The 17,086-nt window shown below is 71.4% G+C and carries 18 protein-coding genes and 2 pseudogenes; 9 read left to right on the top strand and 11 right to left on the bottom strand.

Features of this window, described 5'->3' with window-relative positions; translation table 11 throughout:
* The 3 genes and pseudogenes from ACWD0A_RS12275 to ACWD0A_RS12265 form a co-directional block, all read right to left on the bottom strand.
* Positions 1–102: pseudogene (locus ACWD0A_RS12275) on the bottom strand (electron transfer flavoprotein subunit beta); the annotation flags it as partial.
* A 181-nt stretch (positions 103–283) separates the two neighbouring features.
* On the bottom strand, positions 284–895 hold the full coding sequence (locus ACWD0A_RS12270) for a flavin reductase family protein (protein ID WP_451297184.1): 612 nt from the start codon (positions 893–895) through the stop codon (positions 284–286).
* A 199-nt stretch (positions 896–1,094) separates the two neighbouring features.
* Positions 1,095–1,421: a thioredoxin family protein gene (locus ACWD0A_RS12265; protein WP_451297182.1), complete on the bottom strand. Its 327-nt coding sequence runs from the start codon at positions 1,419–1,421 to the stop codon at positions 1,095–1,097.
* Positions 1,422–1,666: 245 nt separating this feature from the next.
* Between ACWD0A_RS12265 and ACWD0A_RS12260 the strand changes: the two genes are divergently transcribed.
* Entirely contained in the window at positions 1,667–2,389 is a 723-nt protein-coding gene (locus ACWD0A_RS12260; RefSeq protein ID WP_451297180.1) for a lysophospholipid acyltransferase family protein, read from the top strand.
* A gap of 19 nt (positions 2,390–2,408) precedes the next feature.
* Here the strand turns inward: ACWD0A_RS12260 and ACWD0A_RS12255 are convergent, their stop codons facing one another.
* From ACWD0A_RS12255 to ACWD0A_RS12235, 5 genes are all read right to left on the bottom strand, one after another.
* Entirely contained in the window at positions 2,409–3,101 is a 693-nt protein-coding gene (locus ACWD0A_RS12255) for a B3/B4 domain-containing protein (RefSeq protein ID WP_451297178.1), read from the bottom strand.
* A gap of 11 nt (positions 3,102–3,112) precedes the next feature.
* On the bottom strand, positions 3,113–3,715 hold the full coding sequence (locus tag ACWD0A_RS12250; protein WP_451297176.1) for a transglutaminase-like domain-containing protein: 603 nt from the start codon (positions 3,713–3,715) through the stop codon (positions 3,113–3,115).
* A 74-nt stretch (positions 3,716–3,789) separates the two neighbouring features.
* Entirely contained in the window at positions 3,790–4,869 is a 1,080-nt protein-coding gene (locus ACWD0A_RS12245; protein ID WP_307716783.1) for a threonine aldolase family protein, read from the bottom strand.
* Entirely contained in the window at positions 4,848–5,603 is a 756-nt protein-coding gene (locus tag ACWD0A_RS12240; RefSeq protein ID WP_451297210.1) for an SDR family NAD(P)-dependent oxidoreductase, read from the bottom strand. The genes ACWD0A_RS12245 and ACWD0A_RS12240 overlap by 22 nt, the downstream gene beginning before the upstream one ends.
* 26 nt (positions 5,604–5,629) lie before the next feature.
* Complete coding sequence (locus ACWD0A_RS12235) at positions 5,630–7,024, bottom strand: DUF6421 family protein (RefSeq protein WP_451297174.1); 1,395 nt, start codon at positions 7,022–7,024, stop codon at positions 5,630–5,632.
* Positions 7,025–7,338: 314 nt separating this feature from the next.
* On the opposite strand from ACWD0A_RS12235, the gene ACWD0A_RS12230 reads away from it, so the two are divergent.
* On the top strand, positions 7,339–8,022 hold the full coding sequence (locus tag ACWD0A_RS12230; RefSeq protein WP_451297172.1) for a glycerophosphodiester phosphodiesterase: 684 nt from the start codon (positions 7,339–7,341) through the stop codon (positions 8,020–8,022).
* A gap of 15 nt (positions 8,023–8,037) precedes the next feature.
* Here the strand turns inward: ACWD0A_RS12230 and ACWD0A_RS12225 are convergent, their stop codons facing one another.
* Positions 8,038–8,592 carry a GNAT family N-acetyltransferase gene (locus ACWD0A_RS12225; protein WP_451297170.1) on the bottom strand — a complete coding sequence of 185 codons (555 nt, stop codon included), beginning with the start codon at positions 8,590–8,592 and terminating at the stop codon, positions 8,038–8,040.
* 226 nt (positions 8,593–8,818) lie between these two features.
* Here ACWD0A_RS12225 and ACWD0A_RS12220 point away from each other — a divergent pair, with 226 nt between their 5' ends.
* From ACWD0A_RS12220 to ACWD0A_RS12200, 5 genes and pseudogenes are all read left to right on the top strand, one after another.
* A complete protein-coding gene (locus ACWD0A_RS12220; protein WP_451297168.1) occupies positions 8,819–9,373 on the top strand; it encodes a DUF5134 domain-containing protein in 555 nt (184 codons plus the stop codon).
* A 95-nt stretch (positions 9,374–9,468) separates the two neighbouring features.
* Entirely contained in the window at positions 9,469–10,404 is a 936-nt protein-coding gene (locus tag ACWD0A_RS12215) for a M56 family metallopeptidase (RefSeq protein ID WP_451297166.1), read from the top strand.
* A gap of 33 nt (positions 10,405–10,437) precedes the next feature.
* Positions 10,438–11,136: a phosphatase PAP2 family protein gene (locus ACWD0A_RS12210; RefSeq protein ID WP_451297164.1), complete on the top strand. Its 699-nt coding sequence runs from the start codon at positions 10,438–10,440 to the stop codon at positions 11,134–11,136.
* 19 nt (positions 11,137–11,155) lie between these two features.
* A pseudogene (locus ACWD0A_RS12205) lies at positions 11,156–11,901 on the top strand (HAD family hydrolase).
* 156 nt (positions 11,902–12,057) lie between these two features.
* Positions 12,058–12,729, top strand: coding sequence for a TetR/AcrR family transcriptional regulator (locus ACWD0A_RS12200; protein WP_451297162.1), 672 nt, complete (start codon positions 12,058–12,060; stop codon positions 12,727–12,729).
* On the opposite strand, the gene ACWD0A_RS12195 is transcribed toward ACWD0A_RS12200, so the two are convergent.
* The gene (locus ACWD0A_RS12195; RefSeq protein ID WP_451297160.1) at positions 12,696–14,216 is read right to left on the bottom strand and encodes an LVIVD repeat-containing protein; all 1,521 of its coding nucleotides are present in this window, start codon (positions 14,214–14,216) and stop codon (positions 12,696–12,698) included. The two genes, ACWD0A_RS12200 and ACWD0A_RS12195, sit on opposite strands and share 34 nt — an antisense overlap.
* Positions 14,217–14,392: 176 nt before the next feature.
* Between ACWD0A_RS12195 and ACWD0A_RS12190 the strand changes: the two genes are divergently transcribed.
* Entirely contained in the window at positions 14,393–15,055 is a 663-nt protein-coding gene (locus ACWD0A_RS12190; protein ID WP_451297158.1) for a DUF305 domain-containing protein, read from the top strand.
* 99 nt (positions 15,056–15,154) lie between these two features.
* Positions 15,155–16,501, top strand: a complete 1,347-nt coding sequence (locus ACWD0A_RS12185; protein ID WP_451297156.1) for an FAD-dependent oxidoreductase — start codon at positions 15,155–15,157, stop codon at positions 16,499–16,501.
* 184 nt (positions 16,502–16,685) lie between these two features.
* On the opposite strand, the gene ACWD0A_RS12180 is transcribed toward ACWD0A_RS12185, so the two are convergent.
* On the bottom strand, positions 16,686–17,036 hold the full coding sequence (locus ACWD0A_RS12180) for an ArsR/SmtB family transcription factor (RefSeq protein ID WP_307716772.1): 351 nt from the start codon (positions 17,034–17,036) through the stop codon (positions 16,686–16,688).
* Between the last annotated feature and the right edge of the window lie 50 nt (positions 17,037–17,086).

Below are 17,086 nucleotides of genomic sequence, written 5' to 3'. Positions count from 1 at the left end.
GCCGTCGACGTCGTCGCGGTCGACGGTCAGGTCATCGGCGAAGTGCCGGTCGCCGGTGGCGTCGGGCACGTACTTCACACAGACAACGATCCTCAGGCTCACGCCGGCTCTCCTACTGCATCGTCTCTACTGGACTGCCTTGTGAACGCAGCATAGGCGTCCGATGGGGCGGATCCCGGTCGGGGCGGGCCGCGCTCCGATCGAAATATTACTCGTCAGTACATCCATGTTGTTCCCGCTAAGCAAGCGCTTTGAACTGTGACCTTGACAACGGCGTGCCAGGTCAGTCGCGCAGCGCCGTGAAGCGACCCTGGTGGTACAGCAGCGGACGGCCGCCGCCGACCGGGTCCCCGGTCACGACCTCGGCGATCACGAGGCGATGGTCTCCCGCGGGCACGCGTGCCACCACCCGGGCGACCAGCCACGCCACCACTCCTTCGAGGACGGGCACGCCCTCGGGGCCGGTGCGCCAGCGGGTGGGCGGGGCGAAACGGTCCGCGCCGCTGCGGGCGAAGGTGGCGGCCAGCTCCTGCTGGTGCTCGCCGAGTATGTGGACGCCGACGTACTCCGCCTCGGCGACCACCGGCCAGCTGGAGGATCCGGTACCCACCCCGAAGGAGATCAGCGGCGGGTCGGCGGCCACGGAGGTGAGCGAGGTGGCGGTGAAGCCGACGGGACTCTCCCCCTGCGCGGTGATCACCGCGACGCCGGCGGCGTGCTGGCGGAAGACCGACTTCAGCAGCTCGTCGGCGGCGGGAGAGGCGGGCGAGGCGGCACGCCGGCCGGCCGGAGACTGCTGCGTGCCCACGAGGCCGGCAGCGGACACGGGCCGGGGGGCGGCGAGAGCGGAGGAGGAGGTCAGGGGTGAGGTGCCGAGATCGGTCGGGGCCGTCATCGAGGATTCCTTCTGCATGGGTGCGAACTAGGCGGCTGGGGCGTCGACGTCAGCCGGACAGCGCGCGCTCGCGTGACGGACGAGGTCCACATGGACCCGACCGAAGAGAAGGAGTACTGGAGGCACAGACGTCAGCCTGACGACAGTTGCCCTGTGCAGTCAAGCGCGCACGGGAATGTGCGACCGGGCTCACGGCGCGTCACACCGCCCTTCCGAGTGCGGCGATGACGTCGGCCTTGCGGGGTGCCCCGGAGGCCTGGATGACGACACGCCCGGCGGAGTCGAGCACCAGGACGGTGGGCGTCGTGCGGATGCCCAGTTCCCGCACGAGTGCGAGCCGCTCCTCGGCGTCGATCTCGATGTGCGCGACACCGTCGACCATGCCCGCGACGTCCGACAACGTGCGGCGCGTGGCGCGGCAGGGCTGGCAGAAGGCGGTCGAGAACTGGACGAGCGTCGCCCGCCGCCCGAGCCCCGTACCCAGCTCCGCCGCGCCGAGCCGTCGTTCCCGGTCGTGAGCGCGCACTTCGGTCCACCTCCGTCGAGTCGTCGGCCCCTGTAGCGTTCGCAGGAAGGCAATGATTCCCCGTGACAGGCGTGAACGGGCGGCGACGGGGGTCCGGACGTGATGAGAATCTCGCCTGTACCGGGCCCCAGGGCTGGTCAGCACGCCACACATGGGGGACGATCGGCCCAATGCCGAAAACCTACGGCTGCGTAACTTCCAACCGGGAGAACCCTCCCCGGGCATGACGAAAGGGTCCCCCCCAGATGGCAGAGCTCGTCTATCGGCCGGTCGTCGGCGCCGCCCTCACGATGTTCAAGGCGCTCGACCTGAAGATCGACACTCAGGGATCCGAGAACATTCCGCGTTCTGGGGGTGCCGTCCTGGTCAGCAACCACATCAGCTACCTGGACTTCATCTTCGCCGGGCTCGCCGCGCTGCCCCAGAAGCGCCTGGTCCGCTTCATGGCCAAGGATTCGGTCTTCCGCCACAAGGTCTCCGGACCGCTGATGCGCGGGATGAAGCACATCCCGGTGGACCGCAAGCAGGGTGAGGCCGCCTACGCGCACGCGCTGGACTCGCTGCGCTCGGGCGAGATCGTGGGCGTCTTCCCGGAGGCGACGATCTCCCAGTCGTTCACGCTGAAGTCCTTCAAGTCGGGCGCCGTACGCCTGGCGCAGGAGGCCGGCGTGCCGCTGATCCCGGTGGCGCTGTGGGGGACGCAGCGACTGTGGACCAAGGGCCGTCCGCGGAACTTCAAGCGCTCGCACATCCCGGTGACGATCCGGGTCGGCGAGCCCATGGAGGCACCGACGGACCAGTACGCGGGCGCCCTCACGCGGCGGCTGCGCGAGCGTGTGCAGGAGCTGCTGGAGGCGGCCCAGCGCGCGTACCCGGTACGCCCCAGGGACGCGGGCGACACCTGGTGGGTCCCCGCGCACCTCGGGGGCACCGCACCGACGCCCGCCGAGGTCCGCGAGGCCAGCTGAGACCCCGGCCCAAAGAGTCCTACCGCGGGGCGTGGACCGTGACCCGCGCCCCGGGGCTCAGCTTCTCCAGACCCTCGGCGAGTTCGGCGGCTGCCGCCGCGAGCTCACCGCCGGTCGCCGGGGCCATGCCCTCCAGCAGGAACAGCGCGTTCACCGTGTCCTCGGTGAGACGGGTGCGCACGCCCTGACGCCAGTTCCAGCGGCGGCAGGTGACACCCTCCTCGTCGCACCAGACGACCTCGCCCGCGTCGGGGTGCTCCACGCTCTCCTCACCGCCCGCGACCGTGACGAACGGCTCCTCGCCCGTAGCCCGTACGAGGCGCATGCCGCCGGCGATGCGGTCGGTGTCCTCGCCGCCCACCGGGATCAGATGGGCGACGCTGATCGCGTTGTAGAGGTCGACGAGCGCGTTGATGCGGGGCAGTCCGCCGTCGGCGAGCGCCCGCCGGGCGAGTGCCTCGGCCGAGTTGCGGGTGCGCGAGGGCTTGGCGCCGAAGGCGGTGTACGCCTCGCGCCAGGCCGCCATGTGCGTGTCCTCGTGCGGCGCGCGGCCGTCGAGACGGGCGGCGAGCCGGCGTGCCGCGTCGTCCAGCAGCGCCGAACTGTCGTCGTTGCTCGGGCCGTTCACGAGGCCGTGCGCCTCGACGGCGACGTGGACGAAGCCGGGCGCGAGGGCGCGCACCTCGTCCGAGACGGTGAGGGAGAGTGCCATGGGTCCGCCGTTCAGATGTCCGTGGGCAGCGTGCGCCACAGGGCCGGCCGGTCGGGTGCCGTCCGCAGGGCCGTGAGGACCGCCGGATGTGGTGCAGCAAAGAGTATCGGATAGTCCACTTCACTGCACTCGAGTCGTACGGGCCAGGCCAGACGCTCCCCGCTCGTCGAGAACTGCGCCTCGACGATCCCGGGGATGTTGCCGCGCGGGTCCTGGCGCACCCAGCCCGATGCGCCGGGCAGGTGGATCGCGACCAGTCCGTGGACCATCGGGTTCGAGCCGTCGTCGTCCGTGAGGCGCTGGTAGCACAGGGCCGTCGGGACGCCTTCGGCGCGCAGCAGCGCGGCGAGCGCGTGGGACTTCGCGTGGCAGATTCCGGTGCCCAGCGCGAGCACGTCCGAAGCCCGCCACGTGACCCGCATGTCGCCGCTGTCGGCGGAGTGGGGAATCGCGTCGCGGACGAATTCGTACGCCGCCTGGGCGTATGAGTATGCGTCGGGGTGATCGGCGCGCAGCTGCTCCGCGGTTTCCCGGACGCGTGGATCGCTGTGGTCGATGGTGGCGTCTGCGGCGAGGTACGCCGACAGTTCGGGGACCTGCTGGATCAGTTCCATGACGACCGAGCGTAAGAGCGCGGCCGGCCCGAAACCAATACTTTTCCGGTCGGCCGCACTCTTATGCAGTCCGTCTAGCGCGCCATCTCTTCCTTCAGCGCCTGGACGAACGTGTCGACGTCGTCCTCGGTGGTGTCGAAGGAGCACATCCAGCGGACGTCCCCGGCCGCCTCGTCCCAGAAGTAGAACCGGAAGCGCTCCTGCAGCCGCCGGGTCACGTCCTGCGGGAGCCGCGCGAAGACGGCGTTGGCCTCGACGGCGTGGAGGATCTCCACGCCGTCTACCGTGCGCACACCCGCGGCGAGCCGCTGCGCCATCTCGTTGGAGTGGCGGGCGTTGCGCAGCCACAGGTCCTTGGCGAGCAGCGCCTCGAACTGCACGGAGAGGAAACGCATCTTGGAGGCGAGCTGCATCGACATCTTGCGCAGATGCTTCATGTGGCTGACCGCGTCCGGGTTGAGGACGACGACCGCCTCGCCGAAGAGCATGCCGTTCTTCGTGCCGCCGAAGGTGAGCACGTCGACGCCGACCGCGTTGGTGAAGGTCCGCATCGGGACGTCCAGAGAGGCGGCCGCGTTGGCTATCCGCGCGCCGTCGAGGTGGACCTTCATGCCGAGGCCGTGCGCGTGCTCGACGACGGCGCGGATCTCGTCCACGGTGTACACGGTGCCCAGCTCGGTGTTCTGGGTGATCGAGACGACCTGGGGCATCGCCCGGTGCTCGTCCTCCCAGCCCCAGGCCTGCCGGTCGATCAGCTCGGGGGTGAGTTTGCCGTCCGGGGTCGGCACGGTGAGCAGCTTGAGCCCGCCCATCCGCTCCGGCGCCCCGCCCTCGTCCACGTTGATGTGCGCGGTCTCCGCGCAGATCACCGCGCCCCAGCGGTCCGTGAGCGCCTGCAGGGCGGTCACATTGGCGCCGGTGCCGTTGAACACGGGGAACGCCTCGGCGGTCGGCCCGAAGTGGCTGTGCATGACCCGCTGGAGGTGCTCGGTGTACTGGTCCTCGCCGTAGGCGACCTGGTGGCCGCCGTTGGCGAGGGCGAGGGCCGCGAGCACCTCCGGGTGGGCGCCCGCGTAGTTGTCACTGGCGAACCCGCGGACGGACGGGTCGTGGTGACGACGGGCGTCGGTCTTCAGGGTTTGGGGGTCAGCCACAGACGCTGTCCATTCAGTTCCTCGGCGGGACGGTCCCAGACTCCGGCGATGGCTTCTGCCAGCTCCGTCACGTCGGTGAAGCCCGCGAACTTCGCATTCGGGCGCTCGGCGCGCATGGCGTCGTGCACCAGTGCCTTGACGACCAGGATGGCAGCCGCTGCCGCCGGGCCCTGATCGCCCCCCGCCTTGCGGAAGGAGTCGGCGACGGCGAGCGTCCACGCCTCGGCGGCGGCCTTGGCGGCGGCGTAGGCGGCGTTGCCGGCGGTGGGCTTGGTGGCTCCCGCGGCGCTGATGAGCACATAGCGGCCGCGGTCGCTGCGCAGCAGTCCGTCGTGGAAGGCCAGCGAGGTGTTCTGGACCGTGCGGATCAGCAGCTTCTCGAGCAGGGCCCAGTCGGCCGGGTCGCTGTCGGTGAAGCCGGCGCTGCCGCGCCAGCCGCCGACGAGGTGCACCAGCCCGTCGACCCGGCCGAACTCCTTCTCGGTCTTGTCCGCCCACGCCTTGGCGGCGTTCAGATCGAGCAGGTCGACGGTGTCGCCGATGACCGTGGCACCGCCGTGCGCGTACCGCGCGGCGTCGACGGCCTGGGCGAGACGCTCGGCGTCGGCGTCGGAGGCGACGACGGTCGCACCGGCCTCGGCCAGCCTCAGCAGGGTGGCCCGTCCGGCGGGGCCGGCCGCACCGGCCACCGCCACGACCGCGCCTTCGAGCGCGCCGTTGCCGTTCCCGTTCATGGTGGTCGCCTCCTGGATGCGAGAGCTCACGCGGCCGCTCCGGCCGAAGCAGCGGTGATCCCCTTGGTGGAGGCGATCACGTTCTTCAGCTTCTTGGAGAGCGCCTCATAGAACATGCTCAGCGGAAACTCGTCCGGAAGCACGTCGTCCACCAGTTTGCGCGGAGGCTGGGACAGGTCCAGGGCGTCGGGGCCCTTGGCCCAGCGGGAGCCGGGGTGCGGGGCGAGGTAGGTGGAGACCAGCTCGTACGCGGCGAACCAGTGGACCAGCTTCGGGCGGTCGATGCCGTCGCGGTAGAGCTTCTCGATCTCGGCGCACAGCTGGTTCGTGACCTGCGGCGCCCGCTCCCAGTCGATCTTCAGCGTGTTGTCGGTCCAGCGCACCACGTCGTGCTTGTGGAGGTACGCGAAGAGGAGCTGGCCGCCGAGGCCGTCGTAGTTGCGCGTCCGGTCACCCGTGACAGGGAAGCGGAACATGCGGTCGAAGAGGACGGCGTACTGGACGTCGCGGCCGTGCCGGCTGCCCTCGGCCTCCAGCTTGACGGCCTCCTTGAACGCGGTGAGGTCGCAGCGCAGCTCCTCCAGGCCGTACATCCAGAACGGCTGGCGCTGCTTGATCATGAACGGGTCGAACGGCAGGTCGCCGTGGCTGTGAGTGCGGTCGTGGACCATGTCCCACAGCACGAACGCCTGCTCGCAGCGCTTCTGGTCGCCGACCATCTCGCGGATGTCGTCCGGCAGCTCCAGGCCGAGGACGCGCACGGCCTCCTCGGTCACGGCACGGAAGCGCGCGGCCTCGCGGTCGCAGAAGATGCCGCCCCAGGTGAAACGCTCGGGGGCCTCACGGACGGCGATGGTCTCCGGGAAGAGGACGGCGGAGTTGGTGTCGTACCCGGCGGTGAAGTCCTCGAACGTGATGCCGCAGAAGAGCGGGTTGTCGTAGCGGGTGCGCTCCAGCTCGGCGAGCCACTCGGGCCAGACCATGCGCAGGACCACCGCTTCGAGGTTGCGGTCCGGGTTGCCGTTCTGCGTGTACATCGGGAAGACGACGAGGTGCTGCAGTCCGTCCTCGCGGGCGGCGGCCGGCTGGAAGGCGAGCAGCGAGTCCAGGAAGTCCGGGACGGTGAAGCCGTCCTTCGCCCACTTGCGCAGGTCGGCGACGAGGGCCCGGTGGTAGGCGTCGTCGTGCGGGAGCAGCGGGGAGAGGTCCTCCACCGCGACGATGACCTGCTCGACGGCGGCCTCGGCGTCGGGGCGGGCGGGGGCGCCCTCTGCGTCGAAGTCGATGGAGCCGTCCTTGGACTGCCAGGGGCGGATCTCTTCGACGGCATTCTTGAGCACCGGCCAGCTCGGGTGGTCGACCACCCGCCCGGCGTGAGATATGCCCTTGTCGGCCATGTCCTGCACAAGAATTTCCGTCATGTCACTTCCTTCACGGGAGAACCTCGCGTCAAGACACCGTATCGGTGCGGCGTTCCTCCATACAAGAGGAGGCATCGGAAATTATCCTGCGCCACCCCCATGATCCCAGAAGTTCTTGCGGTGAGTGGCGGGTGTCACGGACAGTCCGCGACTTCGGGAGACACGCGGACGGGCAGCTTCCGGACACCCCGTGCGAGAACGGTCCCGTGTGCGGGAGGGGCCGTTAGGCTGCGTCCTTACCCGCGTGCGCCCCCACCGCGTGGGCGAGCGGGGGCCGGGCCGCGGGAGCCGCCGTCGACGGAAGCGAGAGAATCTTGACTTTCCTCACCATCGGTCATCGCGGGGTCATGGGCGTCGAGCCGGAGAACACCCTGCGCTCCTTCGTCCGCGCCGAGCAGTGCGGCATGGACGCCATCGAACTGGACCTGCATCTGACCAAGGACGGCGCGCTGGCCGTCATGCACGACGCCGACGTGGACCGCACGACCGACGGGAACGGCCCGATCGCCGAGAAGACCCTCGCGGAGCTGCGTCAGCTCGACGCGGGCATGGGCGAGCGCGTGCCCGTCTTCGAGGAGGTCCTCGACGCCGTGCGCTCGCCGCTGCAGGCGGAGATCAAGGACGTGGCGGCGGCACGCGCGCTGGCCGAGGTGATGAAGCGCCGCGACCTGGTGCCCCGGGTGGAGGTCTCGTCCTTCCACGACGACGCCGTCGCGGAGATCGCCACTCTGGTGCCGGGCGTGCGGACGGTGCTGATCGCCAGCCGGTGGGAAGCGGACATCGTGGACCGGGGGAAGGCGGTGGGCGCCGCGTCGCTCGCGCTGAACATCCGCAGGCTCACGCTGGAGACCGTCGAGCGCGCCCACGGCGCGGGGCTGGGAGTGATCGGCTGGGTGGTCAACACCCAGGAGCACCTGCGGCTGGTGCGCGCCCTCGAACTGGACGGCGCGACCACCGACTTCCCCGAGATCCGCCGCACCGGGCGGTTCACCGCGTGACGGAGCCGGCTCCGATCAGCCGGTGAGGTCCTTCACCAGCAGCTCGAAGACCAGGTCGTCGCGCTGCGGGATCCCGAACCGCTCGTCGCCGTACGGGAACGGGCTCAGCTGTCCCGTACGGCGGTAGCCGCGGCGCTCGTACCAGGCGATCAGCTCCTCGCGGAGGCTGATCACCGTCATGTGCATCTCCCGCACCCCCCAGGTCTCGCGCGCGCTGCGCTCCGCCTCGGCGATCACCCGGCGGCCGAGACCCCCGCCCTGGAGATCGGGACGCACGGCGAACATGCCGAAGTAGGCGGCGTCGCCGCGGTGTTCGAGCTGGCAGCAGGCGAGCGGCTCGCCGTCGCGCTCGACCATCATCAGCCGGCTGCCGGGCGCGCGGATCACCGCGAGTACGCCCTCGGGGTCCGTTCGCTGACCGTGCAGGAGGTCGGCCTCGGTGGTCCAGCCCGTACGGCTGCTCTCCCCGCGGTACGCCGACTCGATCAGCGGGACGAGCACCGGGACGTCGTCCGCCACCGCGTCACGGTAGGTGAGCTCACCGGAATCACGGGGCGGTGCGGTGTCCATGGGCGGCTCCGTTTCGACCGGGTGCGGGCACGGCGAGGCGCCGGCGGCACGAGGGGGTACGCGTGGCACGAGGGTAACGCGCCCACCGGCGGCCGAGTCAGCCCCGGTCACCCCGTGGACCTCCCCGCCCGCGCCCCTGACGCGCTCCCCTGTACTCCTGTGCGCTCGGGTACGTCCTGTGCCTGCGGGCATGCACCCTTCGACGCCGTCGAAGGGGGAGAGACGCGTGCACGGACCGATGACGTCCGGTTTGCTGCTCATGGCGCTGTGCGCCGCGACCGGGGCGTACTGCCTGCTGCGGATGCGCAGTTGCAGGGGTGAGGCGCGCGAGGCGGCCGGGGGCGAGGCGCTGATGGGCTTCGGCATGGCGGCGATGGCCGTGCCCGCTGCCGTGCTCACGCTCCCGTCCTGGCACTGGGTGGTGTACGCCGTGGTGTTCGGCGCCGCGGCCCTGCGCGCGATATGGGCGCAGCGCACCCGCCGCCACCACGTGCACCATCTCGTGGCGTGCCTGGCGATGATCTACATGGCGGCGGCGATGGCCGGGCCCGGCGGCGCGCACGCGTCCCACGCCCGCACGGGAGTCCCTCTGCTGACTACTGCGCTCGTCGTCTATTTCGCGGGGTACGTGCTGCGCGCCGGCCTGCGCCTCGTCCCGGTCGCGGCCCCGGCCGGAAGCCCGGGTCCGGCGGCGCCCGCCTGGGGCGCCCCACCGGAACTTGCCCTGGCCTGCAGAGTCTCGATGGGAACGGCGATGCTGGCGATGCTTCTGACCCTGTGAGCCGCTCGGACGGTCCGCCGTTCAAACCGTGGCGTGCATCACTTGACGCGCAGGGCCATACCGGCAGGTAGCCTCGCGCTCATAGGCTGGATTCCATGATGGTCTCGCTCGCGCTGCTTCTGCTCGGGGTACTGGCCGCCGTCGTCGCCCCACGACTCATGTCACGCGGCGACTGGGCGGAGCGCGAGCCCGTCGTCGCGCTGTGGGTGTGGCAGTGCGTGGTCGCCGCCGTACTCCTCTCCTTCGCCCTGTCCATGATCCTCAGCGCCGCCGCGGCCTGGCAGCTGGTCCGCGGCCACGTCTTCGCCCCGGCTCCGCACGGCGTCGTCGAGGCCTACGCCCTGCGGGCGAACGAGCCCTGGTCCGCCGTGCTGGCGGTTCTCCTCGCCTGCGGCGGGCTGTGGACCGCGACGATGCTCACGCGTGAGGTGCTGCGGGCTCACGCACGGCGCCGTCGGCGGCACCGGGAGCTGCTGGTGCGTTCCCCCCTGCTGCCCGGCGAGGAGCCGGGCGACGAGCCGCTGGTGGTCCTGGAGGGCGAGCGGCCGGACGCCTGGTGGCTCCCGGGAACGGCGCCCCAACTGGTCGTCACCACCGCGGCGTTGCTCAGACTGAAGGGCCGTCAGCTGGATGCGGTGCTGGCGCACGAGCAGGGACATGCCCGGGCCCGGCACGACTGGCTGCTGCACTGTTCCGCCGCGCTGGCCAACGGGTTCCCGCAGATCCCGGTGTTCGCCGCGTTCCGCGACGAGATGCACCGGCTGGTCGAGCTGGCCGCGGACGATGTCGCCTCGCGGCGGTTCGGGCGGCTGACGATCGCCCTGGCGCTGGTCGAACTCAACGAGGACCGCGGGGTCTTCGGCCCCTGCCCCACGCCAGACGCACAGCTCCCGCAGCGGGTGAACCGGCTGCTGACCCCCGCGCCGCGGTTCACCGCCGGCCGCCGGCTTCAATTGACGGCGGCCGCGGCGCTGGTGCCCGTCGTTCCGCTGCTCGTGGCATTCGTCCCGGGACTGCGCGCGCTGGAATAGCCGGACCGCACGTAAAGAGGCCAGGATCGGTGCATGACCCTCTCACGCCCGCTGAGCCCGGCCCCCTCCCCTGCCCGTCGTCCGGCCCCGCGCGTGACCGCGGCGGCCCGTACGGGCACGGTCTGCCTGGCCCTGACGGCCGTGCTGACGGTGCTGGTGGTCCTGCCCTGGTCCCCGCTGCTCGCCTTCGACCGCGACGTCGCGGAGGCGCTGCACAGCACCGCGGTCGCCGAGCCGGGGCTCACCCGCGTCAACCGGGTGCTGACGGACTGGGTGTGGGACCCCTGGACGATGCGCCTGCTGGCCGCCACAGCGACCGTGTGGCTGTGGCTGCGGGGCGAACGGCTCCTCGCGGTGTGGGTGGCCGCCGCGAGCGCCCTGGCCGCGGCCGTGCAGCAGTCGCTGAAGGCGATGGCGGGCCGGGAACGTCCGCAGTGGCCTGACCCGGTGGACTCCGCGCAGTACGCGGCGTTCCCCTCCGGTCACGCGATGACGGCGGCGGTCACCTGCGGGCTGCTCCTGTGGCTGGCGCGGCGCTACGGAGCGTCCGGGGCCGGCTGGGCGTGGGGCGTCGCGCTCGCCGTCGTGAGCGTCGCCGGTGTGGGCCTCACGCGCGTGTATCTGGGCGTCCACTGGCCCTCCGACGTGGTCGCCGGATGGCTGCTGGGGGCGGCCGTGGTGGCCCTGACGACGGTCTCGTACCACAGGGCGGTCTTGTCGCGGCGTCGCTGAACCGCGAAGGATCGCCGGCATGGCGATCACGGCGGTGCTGTTCGACTTCTCCGGCACGCTGTTCCGCAGCGAGTCGGCCCGCGACTGGCTCCGCGCGGTGCTCCGGGACCGGGACACCGCGCTCCCGGAGTCCGAAGCGGAGCACCTCGCACGTCGGCCGGCCGAGGCCGGCGCCCTCCCCGGCGGGCCGCCGCCGCTGCGCCTGCCGGAGCACCTGGCCGAGCAGTGGGCGGTACGCGACAGGAGCCCGGAGCTGCACCGAGCCGTGTACACCGGTCTCGCCCGCGAGGTGGCGCTGCCCGACGGGGCCTGTACGACGCGCTCTACGACCGCCATATGACGCCCGCGGCCTGGCGCCCCTACCCGGACGCGGCCGAGGTGCTGCGCGGGCTGCGGGAGCGCGGCGTACGGGTCGGGGTCGTGAGCAACATCGGCTGGGACCTGAGGCCGGTGTTCCGCGCCCACGGCGTGGACGCCCTTGTCGACGCGTACACGCTGTCGTACGAGCACGGGGTGCAGAAGCCGGACGCCCGGCTGTTCCGCGCGGCCTGCGAGGCGCTCGGCCGGGACCCGCACGACGCCCTGATGGTGGGCGACCACCCGCAGGCCGACGGTGGCGCCGCGGCCCTCGGGTGCGCGGTGCGCTTCGTGGACCACCTGCCGGTGGACGAGCGGCCCGACGGGCTGCGCCCGGTGCTCGAACTGGTCGACCGGGACCGCCGGGCGGCCGGGCGCCCGGTCGGCGACGCGAGCGGAGCACACTGAAGACAGCCGAAAGAATCAGGTGAAGAGCCACCCGGACCGGACGATCCCCCGCGTCGCCCGGTCCGGGCACCACATCCGCCGACCAGCCCCCGCTGGGCCTGGAGGCGGGACGCGCTGAGTATATTGGCTCCGAGCCAGTCAACGCAGGAGTCCAGGATGTCCCCGCGGAGCGCAGAGGTCAATGAAGAACTTCGTCGGCGTTCGCGCGAGCGGCTGCTGCAGGCGACGGTGGAGCTGGTCGACGAGAGAGGATTCGAGGCGACGACGCTCGGCGACATCGCCGACCGGGCGGGCTCGGCCCGCGGTCTCGTCTCGTACTACTTTCCCGGCAAGCACCAGTTGCTGCAGTCCGCGGTGCACCGGCTCATGCACCGCACGCTGGAGGCCGCGCTCGAACGCGAGCCGCGCACCGAGGACGGGCGGGAGCGCCTGGCGCGCGCCGTCGACGCGATCCTGTGTCTCGCGGTCGAGCATCCGAGGCTGATGCGTACGCACATGGCGGGGATCCTGCAGGCCGAGGGGTTCGTGCAGGGCCCGGAGCAGCAGCAGCTCGCCGCTCTGCTGCGCGACACGGTGGAACGGTACGGCTCCACGGACGTGGACACCGACTATCCGCTGCTGCGCGCCCTGCTGATGGGCGCGGTGTTCGCCGTGCTGCTGCCGGGTGCGCCCATGCCTCTCGCACGCCTGCGCGCCGAGCTGTTCCAGCGCTACGGGCTGGACTGGGAGCTCGGCGTTCCGCCGGGCCCGCGTGGACCCGGCGGAACGTCTCGTCCTGCCCCGGCTGTCCCGGGTCAGTCGTCGGAGCTGTCGAAGTCCTCGAAGTAGTCCGGCTGCGTCTGCACGTTGAGCTCGTGCATCCGCACCCGCGCGCCGGCGTCCGTGCGCCGGTCCTCGATCCTCAGGACGTCGAGGCCCTTGGCCATGTCGTTGGAGTAGATGTAGCCGTTGTAGTAGTACGCGGACCAGGAGCCGGCGACGACGAGGTTGCCCGTGCTGACCGGGCCGCGCTCGAAGTAAGCGATCTCCTCGGCCCGGTCGGCGTCGGTGAAGTCCACCACCGAGACGCCGCCCTGGTACCAGGCCTGGACCATGATGTCGCGGCCCTTGACCGGGATCAGCGAGGCGTTGTGCGCCACGCAGTTCTCGGTGTCTGCCTGGTGGCGGTCGATCTTGAAGTAGCTGCGGAAGACCAGCTTGCGCCCGTCGCCCTTGCCGGTGATGTCGTAGATGCCGTCGGCGCCGCGGTTCGGGCCGACCCGGGTGTTGCAGGTGGCCGCGACGCCGCCGCCCAGCTCGTCGGCGAAGACGACCCTGTTCGCCTTCTGGTTGAAGGTGGCCGAGTGCCAGAAGGAGAAGTTCACGTTGTCCTGGACGCGGTCGATGACCCTCGGGTTCTCCGGGTCCTCGATGTCGAACAGGATGCCGTCGCCCATGCAGGCACCGGCGGCGAGGTCCTTGGCGGGCAGCACGGTGATGTCGTGGCAGCCGGTGGTCTTGGAGACGCCCGGGTTGGTCGGCCCGCCCGGGTTGCCGCCTCCGTCGGGGCCCTCACCGGGGAAGAGCACGGGGAAGTTCACGACGGCGGCCTGCTCGGGGGCCTTGCGGGGCACCTTGATGACGGAGATGCCGTCGTGCGGCGGCCGGCAGTCGGGGAACGCGGCGTTCGGCGCGTAGGACGACACGTAGACGTAGACGTTCCTGCGCTCGGGAACGAGGGTGTGGGTGTGCGAGCCGCAGGCGGTCTCGACGGCGGCGACGTACTTCGGGTTGCGCTTGTCGCTGATGTCGAAGATCTTCATGCCCTCCCACGACGACTTCTCCGTGGCCGGCTGCGAGGTGCTGTTGCAGGAGTTGTCGCTGCGCGAGGAGTCGGTGGACAGGAAGAGCAGGTCGCCGGCGACGCTGATGTCGTTCTGCGATCCGGGACACAGCACCTGGGCCACGGACTTCGGTGACCTGGGGTCGCTGATGTCGAAGATCCGGAACCCGTCGTAGTTGCCGGCGAAGGCATACGAGCCCTGGAACGCGAGGTCCGAGTTGGTCCCCTTGATCGCGTCCTTGGGGATGTTGCTCACGTGCTCGATGTTGTCGCTGTGGACGATCTCGTCCACACCGGGGATCTCACCGCTCGCGATGGCGGACCGGGTCCCGGCCGCCTGGCTCGACGAGACCTTGCCCCCGGCCGGAGCGTCTCCCGGGTCGGGGATCGCCACGGCCGGTCCCGCGGTCAGCAGCGCGGTCAGCAGACCGGCGGCGGCCGCCGCCGCGCCGAGACGTCTGCGCCGCACTCCGGTGGTGTGCAACGGGGTCACTGCGTCCTCCCTTGTCGCCGTTCTTGGCGGAACGGTTCACGGACCCCGGCAGTATCTTCCTTTGCATGCACATCTCAACAGATGGCAACACACATGTAATGAAGGTTTTTGATCGACTCGCCGCGCGTTCAAGCAAGTACGCTCCTCGAACACGCCAAGTGCCACAGGAGGTCGCCGTGTTGAAGCCCCGCAGATCCGCGCGCACTCGAACCTCGTTCAGGGCCGCGGCGGTTGCCGCCGCCGCGCTCGCCCTCGCGGCCTGCGACGCGGACTCCGGCACGCGCGCCGAGGCGGGCGCGGACAAGGGGGCGCCGGTCCTCGCGCCCGGGAAGCCGGGAGAGCCGGCGAAGACCCTGTCCGCCGACGAGGCCGCGAAGGCCGTGCCGGACGACAGTCCCAACGCCGCCGACTTCCGCTACGCACAGATGATGATCAAGCACCACGAGCAGGCACTGGAGATGACCTCGCTGGCCGAGGGCCGAGCGGGCTCGCAGCGCATCGAGCGGCTCGCCGGGCGCATCGCCGCCGCGCAGGAGCCCGAGGTGGGGGCGATGCGGGCGTGGCTGGAGACGCACGGCGGGGACTCGGCAGGCCCCCACGAGCACGACCACGCCTCCATGCCGGGTATGGCCACCGACGCCCAGCTCGACCAGCTGCGCCATGCCGAGGGGACGGCCTTCGACGAGCTCTTCCTCAAGCTGATGATCACCCACCACCAGGGGGCGCTCACCATGGCGGCCGATGTCCTGTCGAACGGCAACAACGTCGCGGTGGAGGAGATGGCGAACGACGTGATCGCGCAGCAGACGAGCGAGATCGGCCGGATGCGAGCGCTGTGAGCTGCCGCGCCGCGACGCCGCGACGACACTCGGGCGGGAGACTCCCCAGGCGCGCACACCGGTGCGATGCTGGAATCCCCTGCGGGAAGGAGCGCAGTCGTGCTTCGTGTCGCCGTCGTCGGATCGGGCCCCAGCGGGGTCTACGCCGCGCAGTCCCTCGTCCAGCAGTCCGCCGTGCCCGACGTCCGGGTGCACATCCTGGACCGTCTTCCCTGCCCGTACGGACTCGTGCGCTACGGAGTCGCCCCAGACCACGAGAAGATCAAGTCGCTGCAGAACAACCTGCGGTCCGTGCTGGAGGACGACCGCATCGACTTCCTCGGCAACGTCGAGGTCGGGGCGCACGGCCTGACGCCGGCGCGGCTACTGGAGCTGTACCACGCCGTCGTCTACTGCGTGGGGGCGGCGCGGGACCGCAGACTCGGCATTCCCGGTGAGGACCTGCCCGGAAGCCACTCCGCCACCGACTTCGTCTCCTGGTACAGCGCCCACCCCGACGCGGTGACCGGCGGATTCCCGCTCGGCGGGCCGTCGGCCGTCGTGATCGGGGTCGGCAACGTGGCCGTCGACGTGGCCCGCATCCTCGCCCGGGGTGCGGACGAACTGCGGCCCACGGACGTGCCCGAGCCGGCGCTCGAGGCGCTCGCGGCGAGCGGTGTGCGCGAGGTGCACATGGTGGGCAGGCGCGGTCCGTCCGGCGCGAAGTTCACCACCAAGGAGCTGCGGGAACTGGGCGCGCTGCCCGGGGCCGACGTGCTGGTCGAGCCGGCGGACCTCGCCCTGGAGACGGCGTACGCCGATCCCGAGGCCGTGCCCGCCGTCGTCCGCCGCAATCTCGCGGTCGTACGGGAGTGGGCCGCCCGGCGTCCCACGGGCAGGGCCCGGCGCATCCATGTGCGCTTCTTCCTGCGCCCGGTCGAGGTGCTGGAGCGCGGCGGGCGGGCCGCGGGGGTCCGCTTCGAGCGCACGGCGCCCGACGGCCGGGGCGGGGTGCGGGGCACGGGCGCGTACGAGGACATCGAGGCGCAGCTGGTGCTGCGGGCGGTGGGCTACCGGGGTGTGCCGACCGACGGCCTCCCCTTCGACGCGGATCGCGGCATCGTGCCGAACGCGGCAGGGCGCGTGCTCAGGGGCGGCGTGCCCTCCCCTGGCGAGTACGTGGCGGGATGGATCAAGCGGGGACCGACGGGCGTCATCGGCACCAACCGGCCGTGCGCCAAGGAGACCGTCACCTCGCTGCTGGAGGACGCGGCGCGCCTGGCCGCCAGACCGGTCGCGGCCGATCCGGTCGCGGAGCTGCGCGCCGCCGGGCACCGTCCGGTCGCCTGGCCGGGCTGGCTGGCCATCGAGTCGGCCGAGGAGGCACTGGGCCGCACGCTGGGCCGGCGTTCGGTCAAGATCGCGGACTGGCAGGGCCTGCTGACGGCCGCGGACGGGGCGGACTGAGGCGGCACGGGCGGCGGCCCAGTCGGCGGCAGGCGGCACCGCCTGCCTCGGGCCACGTCGGCGTGTCACGGGATGCCGCTGCGGACCGGGCGGCAGGCCATCGAGATCGTCGCAGGCGTCGCCGTCGCCCTGGCCCCGCGCTTCGGGGCCGTCTGCCGGACCGAGCCGGCCGGGGCCCGGCCGCTCAGCGTGCGCCGAGGCGTTCGTCCTGGCCCTCGGCCGCGGCGAGCACGCTGTCGAGCAGACCCGGGAAAAGGGCCTCCAGGTCGTCCCGGCGCAGGCAGTTGAGCTTCGCGGTGCCGCGGTAGATCTGCTGGATCACGCCGCTCTCGCGCAGCACCCGGAAGTGGTGCGTGGTCGTCGACTTGGTGACGGGCAGGTCGAAGTACGAACAGGAGAGCTCGTCGTGGGTGGTCGCCAGCGCCCGGACCACCCGCATGCGCATGGGGTCGGAGAGTGCGTGGAGCACGTTCTCCAGCCGGATCTCGTCCCGCGCGGGGTGATCGAGAACTCGGGCGCTGCTCACGCTGGTCACGGTGGCTCCGCTTCGTCCGGGGTTCGTCCGGTGGGCTTCGTACGGCAGGG

Source organism: Streptomyces sp. NPDC002867, from assembly GCF_053591895.1.
This window is presented reverse-complemented; position numbering and strand designations above follow the sequence as displayed.